The sequence below is a fragment of the Halobacillus litoralis genome (genome assembly GCF_020171725.1).
In the GTDB taxonomy this organism is placed as follows: domain Bacteria; phylum Bacillota; class Bacilli; order Bacillales; family Halobacillaceae; genus Halobacillus; species Halobacillus litoralis_F.
Genome location: NZ_JAIVAJ010000002.1, coordinates 438,099 through 452,990 on the forward strand (window position 1 = coordinate 438,099; position 14,892 = coordinate 452,990).

Sequence of the window (14,892 nt, forward strand, 5' to 3'; positions counted from 1 at the left end):
GAGGTTATTTCTTGAAGAAAACAAAATGGTTGATGCTCAGCCTCATGCTTGCAATGAGTACACTTCTTGCAGCGTGTTACGGAGGCGGGAGCGAAGAAGCAGATGCCACACAAGGCACGGAAGAAAAAAAGCAGGAATTAAATTTAGTTGAGAGTGCAGAGATTCCGACGATGGACTCTGCTTTGACAATTGATGCCATCGCTTCACAATGGTTAGGTTCTACGAAAGATGGTTTGTACCGTCTTGGAAACGACGGCCAGCTGGAGCCTGGAATGGCTAAGAAACATACGGTAAGTGAGGACGGACTCACTTGGACATTTGAACTTCGTGAAGGAGCGAAATGGTCTAATGGAGACGAAGTGACAGCAAACGATTTCGTCTTTGCATGGAGACGTGCGGTGAATCCGGAGACCGGATCTGAGTACGGCCCATATATGATGAATGGCGTCATCAAAAATGCCAAAGCCGTATCAAACAGTGAAATGGAAGTCGATCAATTGGGAGTGACCGCTGTAGACGACCATACGTTGGAGGTAACGCTTGAAAAGCCGACTCCTTACTTCGAGTCGATGACAGCATTCGGTACCTTCCTTCCTCAAAATCAAGCTTTCGTTGAGGAAAAAGGCGAAAAGTATGCTCTTGAAGCAGAAAACCTATTATCCAACGGTCCTTTCGTCATGACAGAATGGAATCATGGAGCAGGATGGACAGTCGAAAAGAATGAAGACTATTGGGATGCTGAAAATGTAAAGCTTGATAAAATCTCCGTCAAAGTCGTGAAGGATGTAGCATCAGCTGTCAACCTTTATCAGACAGGAGCGATTGACAGGGTCAACCTTTCTTCTGAATTTGTAGACGAGTACCGCTCTTCCTCAGAATTCAAAGTTCAAAAAGCGCCGACGACCTTCTTCATTAAAATGAATCAGGAAAACGAAATCTTATCTAATGTAAAAGCACGACAGGCGATTCAGCATGTTATCGACCGTAAGAGTATGGTGGATGTCATTTTAAACAATGGATCCGTCGTGGCTGATGGGATTATGCCAAGTGAATTCGTAAACCATCCTGAAACAGGAGAGGACTTTACGGAACTGAACGCAGATATGGTTGAACAGAATGTGGAAGAAGCACAGCAGCTTTGGAGTGAAGCGAAAGAAGAGCTCGGAATCGAAACGGCTGAACTTCGTTTCCTTGGTGGAGATACAGAAGTCTCTAAAAATCTCGATGCTTATCTGAAAGCGCAGTTAGAGGAGTTAGAAGGTCTTACAGTCAATTTAGAGAGCGTACCATTCAAAGTTCGACTCGAACGCGATGCCAATATGGATTACGATCTTCAAAACTATGGCTGGGGTCCTGACTACATCGATCCGAATACTTTCCTTAACCTGTGGGTGACGGGTGGAGGAAACAATAAGACCGGTTATGCAAGCGAGACATATGATTCGCTGATCAATCAAGCCGCAAACGAATTGGCACAAAAACCGGTAGAACGTTTCGAAGCTTTCCTCGAAGCGGAACGTTTATTGATTGAAGAGGATGCAGTGCTGGCCCCTCTTTATCAAAGAGCTCATGCTCAGCTTTGGCAGCCTTACGTGAAGAACGTAACGCCAAACGCAATGGGACCAGACTACACATATAAATATGCTTATATCGAAGAATAAACTAAAGCGCTTTGAGTTCAGACCTGAACTCAAGGCGCTTTTTTTGATAGAGGTGACAGAAGTGGAAAAACAATGAAGCAGAACTTATAATGAAGGAGAGCAAAAAGGGAGGGAGGTTACTATACATGATGACCTTGATTTTTCTTGGACTAGTAACGATTTTTGCAGGAGCAGCTTTAGCGGCATGGTATGAGGGAAGTGCATTGTTGGATCGCCCGTGGGAATGGCCGTATTCGACACCTTTTTCACATTGGGAGTACGGTGAAGTAAGGAGTAGTGAACAGATCTCTGAACTTGACTTCTTCGTTTATGCCGTTAAGTTCAATCCATTTTATCCGGGCGTAATGAGTATTTGTATCGTCGTCTTCGTCGGACTGATCGGGTATCAACTAGTAAAGTCGAAGCCGAAAGCCTTTGCTTTGTTCTTGATGAGTACAGGTCTTTTCTATTTTCTTATTAGTGTAGGGCTGTTTCAGTCCCACATTATGAGTGGAGGCGTCATCAGTTACATCTACTTGATGGCTGGGGTGGTGAATGCGGCTGTCGGTACCATGATCTATTTGTTCCGATACAATCCAATTGTCACCGGCTTAGGTAAACTGCAGGATGATAGAGAATAGTGGGAGGATAACAGAATGAAAGATTTTCTTTCGATGAAAAAAGACGGCTTATATGAGGATGCTATAAAGGTTTTACGAGAAAGGTTGCAGACGGAAGAGACGGGGGAGCTGTATCATCACTTTGCACAGTGTCATGACGCACTCGGTTATGAGAAAGAGGCTGTCACGTATTATGAAAAAGCGCTCAAGCTTGGACTGCCTGACGAAGTGAAGAAGGATACGTACGTCTGCCTTGGAAGTTCCTGTCAAGTGCTTGAGCAGGTGGAGATGGCTTTGCAAATCTTAGATCAGGGTCTTTCGGAATTTCCGGATTATCCACCGCTCCATTTGTTCCGTTCCCTCGTGTTGTTTTCGTGTAATCAGGAAGGAGCAGCATTACAGGAAGTTCTCTATACATATTTGAATACAACGAGTGATCGGGATGTGACGAAGTACAGACGAGCGCTTCAGCATTATGCGGCTCAATTGACATAATCATTGTCGACCTGTCCGATCACATGTAGAATCAAAGGTATCAATGAATAGAAACAGGTGGTCATAATGAAAGAAGTCATCGTAATCGGAGCGGGAATCGTGGGTTCATCCACCGCTTATCATTTAGCAAAAGCGGGTTCATCCGTCACCATCATCGACCGGGGCGAGCCTGGACAGGCAACACAGGCCGGTGCTGGGATCATTTGTCCGTGGTTGACGAACAGGAGCAACAAAGCATGGTATCAGCTTGTTCTTGCAGGAGCGCGCTATTATCCATCATTAGTGGAAGGATTAAAGGCAGATGGGGAGACGGATACCGGCTACAAACGTGTCGGGGCCATCAATATCTTTGATACAGATGAGAAGCTCGATAAGAAATATCAACTGGCATTGACGAGAAGAGCCGAGGCGCCTGAAATGGGAGAGGTCATGAAGCTCGATTCAAAAGAGACGAACGAGCTGTTTCCGGTTCTCGATGACTCGTACCAAGCTTTACATATCAGCGGCGGTGCCAGAGTGAACGGGCATAAAGTCAATCAGGCTTTGCTGCGAGCGGCAATAAATCATGGTGCTGAATATGTGCAGGGAAATGCACAACTTCACGTTGAGAACGGGAAAGCCAAAGGGGTAAAGGTGGACGATGAGACCCTCTATAGTGATCAAGTCGTGGTTGCGAACGGTGCATGGGCCAATGAGTTGTTTCAATCGGTGGGTTTGCGTTCGAACGTTACATTTGAAAAAGCGCAGATCCTTCACCTTCAATTACCGACAGAGAACACGTCCGAATGGCCAGTCTTACTGCCACCATTCGGACACTATCAATTAGGGTTTGATTCTGGACGAGTCGTGATCGGGGCGACAAAAGAAAAAAGGAACGACTATGATACGCGGGTAACCATGGGGGCGGTTCATGAGCTATTGGAAAAAGCCCTTAAGGTTTCCCCTGGACTTAAGAATGCAGAATATGTTGGAACGAAAGTAGGTTTTCGTCCTTTTACAAAAGGCTCTCTTCCAGCGATTGGACAAGTCCCTGATCATGATAACGTATGGCTTGTGAACGGCATGGGTGCCTCAGGTCTGACAAGCGGCCCTTATGTCGGTGCTGAAGTAGCCAAAATGGTGAGTGGGAATCAGCCAGAATTGGACGTAAATCACTTTGGTGTTGAGCGAATCTTTCATTAAAGGAAAACATCACCATAAGGGCTGCTCTTCATTGGAAAGCTCAAGTGTGAATGGATGAAGCAGGACGAAAGCTAGCAATAGAAACCCGGCAAGTCCATATGCTGTAGATATTTCTAGATCAAGCAGCCAGGCGATGGGCAGTAAAGCTAAAGGAATCAACGTCAGAGACGAAGATCTCTTGAGTGATTGTTGAGATTGGTATTGTTTCTTTCCGCAATTCGGACATTCCATCGAACGTTTGAATCGTAGAAACGTTTTTTTAAGGGATGTGCTGTAACTCCATTTGTAACCGCAGTTCTGACAGTTTGCCATATTGAATCCTCCTCTATTATACGTACGATACAGGTGGAGGAGCGGTTTCAATAATTGGTGATTATTTGCAGTTTTCACATGTGCAAGAGGGGGGATTTCATGAAAACGGGAATTATCCTTTATGATCGGTTCAGCGAATATGAATTGTCTGTTGCCCTTTCTGTTTTACAGCAGGGTGGAAAGGAGGTCGTGTTCATTGGTCTTACTTCTGCAATGGTCAAAGGAGAAGCAGGTCTCCCATGTCTCCCGGAAACAACGGTTCGCACGGTCGACGTCCGCTCACTGGACAGCCTTCTTCTTCCTGGTGTGGACGACATGGAACACCTTGTCGATCACCTTGGGTTAAACGAGTTTCTAAAAGAATTTTCTAATGACGAAAGATGGATAGGGGCGATTTCCAGTGCGCCGTACTTTTTAGCAAAAGCAGGGTTATTAAAAGGAAAATCCTTCACTTGTGGACTGGATGAGGGACAAAGAAGTTTTCTTGGAGTATTTGATCATGCGTTCTATCGTGACAAGCCGGTAGTAGTGGATTCCAGGATTGTAACGGCTCGCGGGTCGTCATTTATTGAATTTGCCCTCACCTTTGCAGACGTTCTTGGCTTAGAAGTAGACGAGAGCTGGTATCGAACCTAATAAATATGGAATTTAAAACGGAAGACGCAGGGAGCGTCTTCCGTTTTATTATGCTTCTTTATATTGCTTTTGTTGATCAGAGGACGGCTGTTCCATCTCTTCTTCTGGAGGCGTTGTTTTCTTTACGAACCCAGCTAAGATCAAAGCGATAAGTGAAATGCCGGCTACGACCATGAAGGCCGTGTTCACACCGTAAATCCCCGGGTAATCAATCGCCGGAGAGTTTTTGGCGGTTTCTTCTGTCGTCGTCATGACTGTTACTAAGATCGCGGTTCCGACAGATGCAGCCACCATCCGCATCGTATTGCTCATGGCTGCGCCGTGTGGAATCAACTTCTTAGGCAGCTGGTTCAAACCTGCTGTTGTGACAGGCATCATAACCATAGATAGGCCGAACATTCGAATCGCATAAAGGATTGTGATCGTCCAGAACGTCGTTTCAATCGTTAAGAAAGAAAAGGCGACCGATGCTCCTGTAATAATCGTTAACCCTGTAATGGATAGAAGCCTCGCTCCGATCCGATCAAAAATACGACCGGTAATCGGCGACATAAAGGCAACAATCACTGCACCCGGAAGCAGGGCAAGTCCGGATTCATAAGCAGAAAAGTCACGCATGTTCTGCATGTACAGAGGAACCAGCGTTTCGGCACCAATCAATCCTAAGAAGGCGATCATCGCAATGACAGTCGAAATGGCGAATATCGGGTACTTGAACACCCTGAACTCAAGCATTGGGTGCTTCATTCTCAGCTGTCTCATGATGAAGGCGAACAGTGATGCAGCACCGACGGCTAACGTCGTGATCGTCCAGACACTTCCCCAGCCGACGTTCCCTGCCAAAGTGAATCCATAAAGCAGACTTCCGAACCCGATAGATGAAAGAATGATAGAGAAGGGATCCACTTTAGGGTTGGATAACTCGGTCACGTTTTTCAAAACGAAGTAGGCAAGGGCAATGATTAATAGTCCAAGCGGCAGTACGATCCAAAATAACAATCTCCAAGAATAGTTGGACGTTACCCATCCGGAGAGTGCAGGGCCGATTGCCGGGGCGAATGAGATGACTAGACCGATATATCCCATCGCAGTCCCTCTTTTATTAACGGGAAAAATCATTAAAAAGACGGTTTGCATAAGAGGGAGCATCACGCCCGCTCCGGCGGACTGCACGACTCTTCCTAATAGAAGGAATCCGAAATTCTGGGCTAACCCGCCCATTACAGTGCCGACTGTAAAGACACTCATTGCAGCAATGAATAATTGACGGGTGGTGAATTTTTCGATTAAGAAAGCACTGACTGGGATCATGACACCATTCACCAACATAAAGACCGTCGTCAGCCACTGAGCGGTATTCGCTGTTATGTTCATCTCTTCCATAATCGGTGGAATGGCTGTGATCATCAATGTCTGGTTCAAAATGGTGATAAACGAACCGGCCAGTAATAGAGCGGCCATCAATATTTTGTTGTAGCCTGTATGGGGCATTGTGTGTACCTCCGATCGTAGAGTTATCAATTCCACTATTATACGCTTATTGCGTAAAAGGAAGCAACAGTAATATTTCGTGATTCGAAATTTTATAAATTTACAGTAATATTATTATGTAAACAATAAACAAGAAAATAAAATAGACCTGAACGAATAGGTGTCAGGTCCATCTATTGTTGAAGCTTTGTATGTGTAGGTAACCTTCCTCCATAGCCTGACTATGCACTCTTCTTCACGACAGAATCCTGGCTGATCCCTTTCAACAAAATCATTTTATCCTCATTTGTCAGTTTACTCCAAATACCTGCCTGGATTTTCATTCTTCACGCCTCCTAAAAAGGTTTGATGAACAGGCTGTGACGAAAGGACGGTTTTCTTCTGTGCTTATTATAAGATATACCGTCTTTTTCTGTACCGTAAACATTTTTTCATCACCATAATTCGTGGCAGATTGCAAGCAAATTGAAAAGAAGCCCCCTTTTTGTCGAATGATCGGTTTTTCCATGAAGGAATGGTTTAAATAGGCGCACCTGTTGTCAAAAGCTGTCGGAAATTTTTCCATTAAAATGTTTGTTTTTTTCCATGTATAATGGAAATGATCATTCTTTAGTGGTTGATCACATATTAAATGGGAGAGGGAGTGTGAACGTTTTGATGAAATGGATAGATGGTCATAACGACACGATCACAAGGGTCGAAAATGTGGAAGAGTTCATAAAAGGGAATCATAACACTCATATTGACCTGCCGAGAGCAAGGCGTGCAGGACTTGGTGCTGGATTCTTCGCCATGTTCAGTCCGAATGATGAGGGAATGCCTAAGTTCAGCGATTTTCAAAATGAAGAAGGCTACCAGTTCCCTTTACCAGATGCTTTGCCGATAGAGAAGAGTCAGCTGATGACAAACGAGTGGTTTTCCAGGTTGATTCAAGCTGAAAAACAGTCAGGTGGAGCTTTCACTTTAATTCGAAACACGGATGAATTGGAAGAATGCTTGACAGGAGACCGTTTAGGGGCAATTGTCCATATGGAAGGGGCTGAATCGATCGATACCGACCTAAACGCTCTAGATGTATATTATGAAGCCGGTTTACGTTCGCTTGGGATCGTATGGAGTCGGCCGAATGCCTTTGCAACGGGTGTTCCTTACCACTTTCCTTCAACACCTGATCTGGGAGAAGGGTTGACCGAGGCAGGAAGACGACTGGTGAAAAAATGTAATGAACTTGGGATCATGCTGGATTTATCTCATCTGAATGAAAAAGGGTTTTGGGATGTTGTGAAGCTATCGGATGCGCCGATTGTCGCGACTCATTCAAACGTACATAAGCTTTGTCCGATTTCAAGAAATATAACGGACGAACAGTTGGATGCGATCGCTGCGTCTAACGGAGTCATTGGCGTGAGTTATGTTGTGAACATGCTCAGGGAAGATGGAAAGATCGATTCCGACGTCCCACTGACGGTGGTGACGGACCATATACGCTACGTCATCGATCGGATCGGCATTGATCATGTGGCTCTCGGTTCAGATTTTGATGGAGCGACGATTCCTGACTCGATTAAAGATGTCGGAGGGGTACAGGGGCTCCTTCAACACCTCCAGGCGGAAGGTCTGTCTGATGACGATGTTAAGAAAATAGCTTACCAAAACTGGCTTCGCGTGTTGGAACATACGTGGAAGTAAGATCATTGGTATAAAGTAAACACGGGAACGGCGCACATGGGCGTCGTTCCCGTGTTTTTGTATTTACCGGTGTTTGTCATATTGGATAGCGCGTGTCATCGATTGCAGCTCAGCAAACGCTTCATCTGTAAGGGCAGGGGCATCAAGGTAAGAAAGGTTGTCTTCCACCTGTTCGATTGAACTTGCTCCGAACACGGCGGACCCGACAGCAGGGTGCTTAAGAACGTATTGCAGGGCTAGAGCTGTTGGCGTTTTATCTCCTTGGGCATAATCTTTCCACTTTTCAGCGATTTCAACAACATCCTCCTGGCTGTAGGATAGAAAACCACTGTCCGCTTTTTTGCGAGCTACTTGAACGCCTTTCGAGGAGAGCATGCCTTTGGCTAATGGTCCTCTTGCCAGTACACTGATGTTTTGTTCATGAAGCAGGTCGAGGACGTTTTCTTCCGGCCTGCGGTCTAAAGCATTGTACTGGCTCATCACACTTACGATATTCGACTTTTTCACAAATTCACGGATGACGTTCGGTCGGATGGAAGAGATGCCGTATTCTCTGATCAATCCTTCCTGCTTCAAATCTTCGAATGCCTCTATCGTTTCGTCTATCGGATCGTCTATCGTTCCTCCGTGAAGCTGATAGAGGTCGATATAGTCTGTCCCGAGGCGCTTCAAGCTGTCCTTGATACCAGCTTTGATATGCTCTTTGGATGGGTCCCATGTCCAACCCTCTTCACCTGGTGTGAAGCGATTTCCTACCTTGGAACCGATAATCAAATCTTCGCGCCTGTTTCGGATCGCTTCGCCGACGATTTGTTCGTTCTTACCAAAGTCGTATAAATCCGCTGTATCAAGGTAGTTGATGCCTGCATCAAGTGCGCGATCTATGATCGATTTGGCCTGTTCTTTATCTGTGCCGAGTGACATGCACCCTAAGCTTATTTCTGATACGTGTAAATCTGAATGTCCTAACTGTCTTTTTTTCAATTGAACCATCCTTTCTCCTACTAAGCATAACGAATCGTTCCTGAATTCAGCCACTCCTATGATAAAATGATGGTACATTTTGTGTGAGAGGATGCTGAAGTTGAAAAAATTTGAAGAGAAAACCTATGAAAAACAAACGATTTATCAAGGGAAGATCGTGCAGCTTGATATCGATAGTGTTACTTTACCCGATGGGAACACCTCTAAACGAGAGTTGATTAAACACCCGGGTGCGGTCGCCGTCATTGCTCTCACCGATGAGGGGAAACTCGTCGTTGTCGAGCAATACAGGAAGCCGATGGAAAAAAGTATGGTGGAGATACCAGCTGGAAAACTCGAACCGAATGAAGCACCAGAGACGTGTGCCTTGAGAGAATTGGAAGAAGAGACAGGATACACGACCGATCATTTGGAGAAAATCACCTCCTTTTATACATCCCCGGGCTTTGCGGATGAGATTGTACACTTGTACTTTACTGATCAAGTGAAGCCTTTGAAAGAGCGCCCAGCCGGCGATGAAGATGAGTTTGTCGAGCTGATGGAATTAACGCTTGAGGAAGCGGAGCAGATGGAGAAAGACGAACGCATCCATGATGCCAAAACGGCTTATGCGCTTCTTTACTGGAAACTTCGTGGTACCAAGTGAGGACGTTTTTTGCCGATCTGCACATTCACATAGGTCGTGACTGGAATGGGAGCCCGGTGAAAATAACGGGCTCCAAGTCGCTTACAGTCCACAACATATTAATGGAAGCAAGCCGGACGAAGGGACTTGATCTCATCGGAATCATTGATGCACAGGCTCCAGCTGTCATGGATGAAATTGAGTCCTTAATTCAAACAGGGCAGGCTTCTGAATTAGAAGAAGGGGGCATCTCCTTTGAACAGACGGTGCTGCTTCTCGGTTCGGAAGTGGAAATCTATGATGCGTCGTGCAGTGGGCCTTTACATGTGCTTTGTTATTTTCCAACTATCGAAAAAATGAGGGCTTATCGTGAATGGCTCTCTGCCAAGATGAAAAATACGGGCTTGAGTACGCAGCGGTTTTACGGAACAGGCAGGGAACTGCAGGAATATGTCCATAAGAACGGTGGTTTGTTTATTCCAGCTCACATTTTCACACCTTTCAAAAGTTTATACGGAAAAGGGGTCAAGCAGTCGCTGAAAGAAGTCTTTCACCCTGAATGGATCGATGCAGTGGAGTTGGGCTTGAGTGCAGATACATCCATGGCAAATCAGATCAAAGAGTTGGAACCGTACCCTTACGTGACGAATTCGGATGCCCACTCTTTAGGAAACCTTGGTCGCGAGTATCAGAAACTATCTCTTAGGCACCCGTCCTTCCAGGAACTGAAATGGGCGCTGAACGAACAGAATGATCGAAGGGTTGTATCGCACTACGGCTTGGATCCGAGGATGGGGAAGTATCACCAGACGGTGTGTGGGAATTGCCACGAAGAACTGGACCCGGATGCAAAGACATGTTTCCGTTGTGGTTCTAAAAAGGTCATCAAAGGGGTTGCGGACCGGATTGTCGAGCTGAAATCTGAGGTTCCTCAAACACGTCACAGGCCTCTGTATGTGCACCAGGTCCTCTTGTCTTCGATACCAGGAATCGGTCCGAAAACGTATAATAGGCTGATTGATACCTTTGAATCGGAAATGAACGTTATTCATCATGCCGATTCTGAAGAAGTGAGGAAGGTCATGCCGAATCACTCCTGGGAAATTCTAATGAAAATGAGAAAAGGCCAGCTTTCCGTGAAACCTGGCGGTGGGGGGACCTACGGAACCATCATGGGATGAGCTGAAACAGGATGACAAGGTGTGTTCTTTTTACCGCATTCGTTTCTCGCATCAGGTCTATCATGATCAATCTACTGAAATGAGGAAGAGTTGGTCTATTTATTCTTTCGATTTCATAGATTGGTGGTAGACCTGGTTGAGGAAAGGGTGTAAAGGATGCAGCAAGGTGTGCGGGTAGCAAAACGAGATATTCAAAGCCACATGAATATTTTTGTATTCATTTTTGTCCTTTTTATAATGGGCATGATTTTCGGGGCAGTGATTGTAAACAGTATGAATTTTGTTCAAAAGCAGGACCTGTTCTTTTATTTGAAACAGTTTTTTGAGCAGTCCATCATTACTGAGGGGTCGAGTAAGGCAACGCTGTGGAAAGATAGTGTGTTTTATCATGCTAAGTATATGCTGCTTTTGTTTCTCTTGGGGATCTCTGTCATCGGCATGCCGATCATCACAGTGCTCCTTTTTATAAAGGGTCTTGTTGTTGGCTTTTCAGTCGGCTTTTTAGTCAACCAGATGGGATGGTACGGCTTATTCATTTCATCTGCTTCGATAGCACCGCAGAACATCATCATTATTCCAGTGTACTTAACAGCAGGGTCACTTGCGCTGATTTTCTCTTTGACGCTGTGTAAACAATTGTTCGTGCGCAGGGTGCATCAGCCCATACTCCCAGGACTGATGAGGTACAGTTTGATGTTCGTCGTGCTTCTTCTTGTTTTGATGGTGTCATCTACGGTTGAAGTGTTTTTCTCCAATACGGTTCTTGAGTATGTGTTAAGATGGATTTATAACTAGAATTACGGCGATAATCATTATCATTTTAGAATCGTTATCACCTTGTTAATTATAATGATTTTAATTTGACACTCTTTTCGCCTCTGATTATAATGAAAGAGTAGAAATGGCGAGGGAGGGACGAACCGATGGAACACCGCATAGATAAAATTAAAAAGCAGCTCCATTCCCAGAGCTATAAACTTACGCCTCAACGGGAAGCGACTGTTCGTGTATTACTTGAAAACGAAACCGATCATTTGAGTGCTGAAGACGTGTACCTCCTCGTGAAAGAGAAAGCACCTGAAATTGGTCTAGCAACGGTATATCGTACATTAGAATTATTATCCGAACTAAAAGTCGTCGATAAGATAAACTTTGGAGACGGCGTTTCCAGGTACGATCTTCGCAAAGAGGGAGCAGAGCACTTCCACCACCACTTAGTCTGTATTGAGTGTGGGGCTGTGGAAGAGATTGAAGATGACCTTTTAGGAGACGTTGAAAAAATCGTCGAAGGGCAGTGGGGATTTGAAGTGAAAGACCACCGTCTGACGTTTCATGGGATTTGCAAGGTATGCCAGAAGCAAGCAGTGGCGGCCTCATCCACCAACGAATCGAATTAATCGAACGGCCGCTATGATCGATACATAGTGGCTTTTTTATTTTCAGATTCGCTTACTTAAGCATGACATTCTGAGTAGACGGGTCTCTCTAAATCTTTCGATGATCAGAACGTTCAAATTACATGAAAATGATTTACAAACGAAAATAAATCGTGTACGTTAAACGTAGAGGCAGGTTTCATGTATAGTTCGACCTGTTATGGGCATATCCTTTTACAAAGATCTTTGTAAAAGGAGGCCTACGATGAGCAATTTACGCGCTCACCTGCAAGACTTAACGAAAGTGATGATTGTATTCACGATTTGTACATGTGTGTTTTATTTTGCCCTGCGCATCGTACATTACGAATATGAGAGACAGCATCGTTACGATCCGCCCAAAGGAGCTGCTGTCAAGGTCTATCAACCAGTGGAGCTGGATTGGACGGAGCGGTTGTCGATGTTTTTCCGGCTGGGGGAGTAGGATAACAATGAATGATGCTTTACTGGATTTCTTTCACTACTTAACGGTTGAACGAGGGCTTTCACACAATACGATACAATCCTACAAACGAGATTTGAATCAGTATCAGTCCTACTTGCAGGAAGAGGCTCAAATCAGTGATTGGGATCACGTATCCAGAACGCACATCATGAAATTCATGTATGCGTTAAACGATAAAGGGCGCTCCACGGCAACGATTGCAAGGCTGCTGTCATCGGTACGCCTTTATCATCAATTTCTCGTTCGTGAGAAAGTAACGAGCCAAGATCCGAGTCTTCATATCGAGACGCCGAAAAAAGAACGCAAATTACCCAAAGTATTGTCCTCTGATGAGGTGGACAAGCTGTTGAGCATTACACCCCACGACCCTCTAAGTTCGCGGAACAAAGCCATGCTGGAAATGCTTTATGCCACAGGTTTAAGGGTGAGTGAGCTCGTATCTTTAAAAATGGGTGATCTGCATTTATCAATGGGGTTCGTCCGATGCTTAGGCAAAGGGTCAAAAGAAAGGATTATTCCACTAGGCGATATGGCAAAAGAGGCTGTGGAGCACTATCTTGATCATGGTCGTTCTACTTTAACGAAACAGAAATCTACAGAAGAACTATTCGTGAATCACCACGGGAATCGCTTGACCCGTCAAGGTTTTTGGAAGATACTGAAAGCGGTTGCTCGTGATGCAGGGATTTCTAAAGAATTAACACCACACACGCTTCGCCACTCATTTGCCACTCATTTGCTGGAAAACGGCGCAGATCTGCGTGCTGTGCAGGAGATGCTTGGTCACGCAGACATCTCCACAACTCAAATCTACACACAAGTAAGCAAAACACGCCTAAAAGATGTTTATCGCTCGTACCATCCACGAGCATAAGCACTTTTTCGTCTTTCTAGTTGTCTGACATCCTACAACTAGCTGAAGAAGCGTAATTTTTCGCTGGCTTGGGAAATTAACCTTTAGGAGGGATTATGAAATGAAATCATTTAACCGAGTATTTTTAATTGTCATGGATTCAGTAGGGATCGGCGAAGCGCCTGATGCTGAGCAGTTTGGGGACAAAGGTGCCCACACACTCGGACATATCGCTGATCATATGAACGGTTTGAACATGCCGAACATGGGTGCTTTAGGGTTGAGTAACATCGAGGAGATCAAAGGCATCGAGGTTGCCGATCAACCTAAAGCCCACTATACGACGATGAAAGAAGCGTCCAACGGAAAGGACACGATGACAGGACACTGGGAAATCATGGGTCTCTACATCGATCAGCCGTTCCAAACGTTCCCTGAAGGGTTCCCGGATGAGCTTCTTGATCAAATCAAGGAAAAAACGGGAAGAGGTATCGTTGGGAATAAACCAGCATCAGGAACAGAAATAATCAAAGAATACGGTGAGCACCACATGGAGACAGGTGATCTGATCATCTATACGTCAGCGGATTCGGTTCTGCAAATTGCAGCACATGAAGAAGTGATTTCTCCAGAAGAGCTCTATGAAATTTGTGAGTTCTGTCGTGAAATCACGCGAGATGAAAAATATATGGTCGGACGCATTATCGCCCGCCCATTCGTCGGGAACCCAGGAGAGTTTGAGCGGACGTCGAACCGTCACGATTATGCCTTAAAGCCCTTTGGACGCACGGTTATGAACGAGCTGGCTGATGAGAATTATGACGTGATAGCCCTTGGGAAAATCTCTGACATTTATGATGGCGAAGGCGTTACGGAAGCCATTCGTACGAAGGATAATATGGACGGCATGGATAAACTAGTGGAATCGATGGACAAGGACTTCAAAGGATTGAACTTCCTGAACCTCGTTGATTTCGATGCCAAGTATGGTCACCGCAGAGACCCACAAGGGTACGGGGAAGCTCTAGAAGCTTATGACCAGAGGCTTCCTGAAGTATTAGACAAGCTTCAGGATGATGATTTGCTGATCATTACAGCCGATCACGGAAATGACCCCGTCCACCACGGAACCGACCATACGAGAGAGCTTGTTCCTCTTGTTGTGTATTACAATGGAATCGCAGAAGGACGTCAACTTGATCAGCGTCAAACGTTTGCTGACATCGGGGCTACGATTTCTGAGAACTTCTCAACGAAAATGCCGGAACACGGAAAAAGCTTTTTAAAAGACATTCAATAGGGG

16 protein-coding genes are annotated in these 14,892 nt (G+C 45.2%); 13 read left to right on the forward strand and 3 right to left on the reverse strand.

Annotation, left to right across the window (positions count from 1 at the left end):
- Positions 1 to 11 precede the first annotated feature (11 nt).
- From LCM20_RS06645 to LCM20_RS06660, 4 genes are all read left to right on the forward strand, one after another.
- On the forward strand, positions 12 to 1,661 hold the full coding sequence (locus LCM20_RS06645; protein WP_225194645.1) for a peptide ABC transporter substrate-binding protein: 1,650 nt from the start codon (positions 12 to 14) through the stop codon (positions 1,659 to 1,661).
- A 125-nt stretch (positions 1,662 to 1,786) separates the two neighbouring features.
- Entirely contained in the window at positions 1,787 to 2,281 is a 495-nt protein-coding gene (locus LCM20_RS06650; protein ID WP_225194646.1) for a YjdJ family protein, read from the forward strand.
- A 15-nt stretch (positions 2,282 to 2,296) separates the two neighbouring features.
- Positions 2,297 to 2,755 carry a tetratricopeptide repeat protein gene (locus LCM20_RS06655; RefSeq protein ID WP_225194647.1) on the forward strand — a complete coding sequence of 153 codons (459 nt, stop codon included), beginning with the start codon at positions 2,297 to 2,299 and terminating at the stop codon, positions 2,753 to 2,755.
- Between the two features lie 66 nt (positions 2,756 to 2,821).
- Positions 2,822 to 3,937 carry an NAD(P)/FAD-dependent oxidoreductase gene (locus LCM20_RS06660; RefSeq protein ID WP_225194648.1) on the forward strand — a complete coding sequence of 372 codons (1,116 nt, stop codon included), beginning with the start codon at positions 2,822 to 2,824 and terminating at the stop codon, positions 3,935 to 3,937.
- A 9-nt stretch (positions 3,938 to 3,946) separates the two neighbouring features.
- On the opposite strand, the gene LCM20_RS06665 is transcribed toward LCM20_RS06660, so the two are convergent.
- Positions 3,947 to 4,249, reverse strand: a complete 303-nt coding sequence (locus tag LCM20_RS06665) for a TIGR04104 family putative zinc finger protein (protein WP_225194649.1) — start codon at positions 4,247 to 4,249, stop codon at positions 3,947 to 3,949.
- A gap of 99 nt (positions 4,250 to 4,348) precedes the next feature.
- Between LCM20_RS06665 and LCM20_RS06670 the strand changes: the two genes are divergently transcribed.
- Positions 4,349 to 4,885, forward strand: coding sequence for a DJ-1/PfpI family protein (locus LCM20_RS06670; protein WP_225194650.1), 537 nt, complete (start codon positions 4,349 to 4,351; stop codon positions 4,883 to 4,885).
- Between the two features lie 48 nt (positions 4,886 to 4,933).
- On the opposite strand, the gene LCM20_RS06675 is transcribed toward LCM20_RS06670, so the two are convergent.
- Positions 4,934 to 6,376 carry a DHA2 family efflux MFS transporter permease subunit gene (locus LCM20_RS06675; protein WP_225194651.1) on the reverse strand — a complete coding sequence of 481 codons (1,443 nt, stop codon included), beginning with the start codon at positions 6,374 to 6,376 and terminating at the stop codon, positions 4,934 to 4,936.
- 657 nt (positions 6,377 to 7,033) lie between these two features.
- Between LCM20_RS06675 and LCM20_RS06680 the strand changes: the two genes are divergently transcribed.
- Positions 7,034 to 8,065 carry a dipeptidase gene (locus tag LCM20_RS06680; protein ID WP_225194809.1) on the forward strand — a complete coding sequence of 344 codons (1,032 nt, stop codon included), beginning with the start codon at positions 7,034 to 7,036 and terminating at the stop codon, positions 8,063 to 8,065.
- Positions 8,066 to 8,128: 63 nt separating this feature from the next.
- Here the strand turns inward: LCM20_RS06680 and LCM20_RS06685 are convergent, their stop codons facing one another.
- Positions 8,129 to 9,049, reverse strand: coding sequence for an aldo/keto reductase (locus LCM20_RS06685; protein WP_225194810.1), 921 nt, complete (start codon positions 9,047 to 9,049; stop codon positions 8,129 to 8,131).
- Positions 9,050 to 9,149: 100 nt separating this feature from the next.
- Here LCM20_RS06685 and LCM20_RS06690 point away from each other — a divergent pair, with 100 nt between their 5' ends.
- The 7 genes from LCM20_RS06690 to deoB all read left to right on the forward strand — a co-directional run bounded on the left by LCM20_RS06690 (position 9,150) and on the right by deoB (position 14,889).
- Positions 9,150 to 9,695 (forward strand): NUDIX hydrolase, encoded by a 546-nt coding sequence (locus LCM20_RS06690; protein ID WP_225194652.1) that lies wholly within the window; start codon positions 9,150 to 9,152, stop codon positions 9,693 to 9,695.
- 101 nt (positions 9,696 to 9,796) lie between these two features.
- On the forward strand, positions 9,797 to 10,855 hold the full coding sequence (locus LCM20_RS06695) for an endonuclease Q family protein (RefSeq protein ID WP_263621966.1): 1,059 nt from the start codon (positions 9,797 to 9,799) through the stop codon (positions 10,853 to 10,855).
- A gap of 156 nt (positions 10,856 to 11,011) precedes the next feature.
- On the forward strand, positions 11,012 to 11,650 hold the full coding sequence (gene spoIIM, locus LCM20_RS06700) for a stage II sporulation protein M (protein WP_225194654.1): 639 nt from the start codon (positions 11,012 to 11,014) through the stop codon (positions 11,648 to 11,650).
- Positions 11,651 to 11,778: 128 nt separating this feature from the next.
- Positions 11,779 to 12,252, forward strand: a complete 474-nt coding sequence (locus tag LCM20_RS06705) for a Fur family transcriptional regulator (RefSeq protein ID WP_225194655.1) — start codon at positions 11,779 to 11,781, stop codon at positions 12,250 to 12,252.
- Between the two features lie 244 nt (positions 12,253 to 12,496).
- Entirely contained in the window at positions 12,497 to 12,715 is a 219-nt protein-coding gene (locus LCM20_RS06710) for a DUF4227 family protein (protein WP_225194656.1), read from the forward strand.
- 7 nt (positions 12,716 to 12,722) lie between these two features.
- Positions 12,723 to 13,610, forward strand: coding sequence for a site-specific tyrosine recombinase XerD (gene xerD, locus LCM20_RS06715; RefSeq protein ID WP_225194657.1), 888 nt, complete (start codon positions 12,723 to 12,725; stop codon positions 13,608 to 13,610).
- Positions 13,611 to 13,710: 100 nt separating this feature from the next.
- Positions 13,711 to 14,889: a phosphopentomutase gene (gene deoB / locus LCM20_RS06720; protein WP_225194658.1), complete on the forward strand. Its 1,179-nt coding sequence runs from the start codon at positions 13,711 to 13,713 to the stop codon at positions 14,887 to 14,889.
- Positions 14,890 to 14,892: the final 3 nt, after the last annotated feature.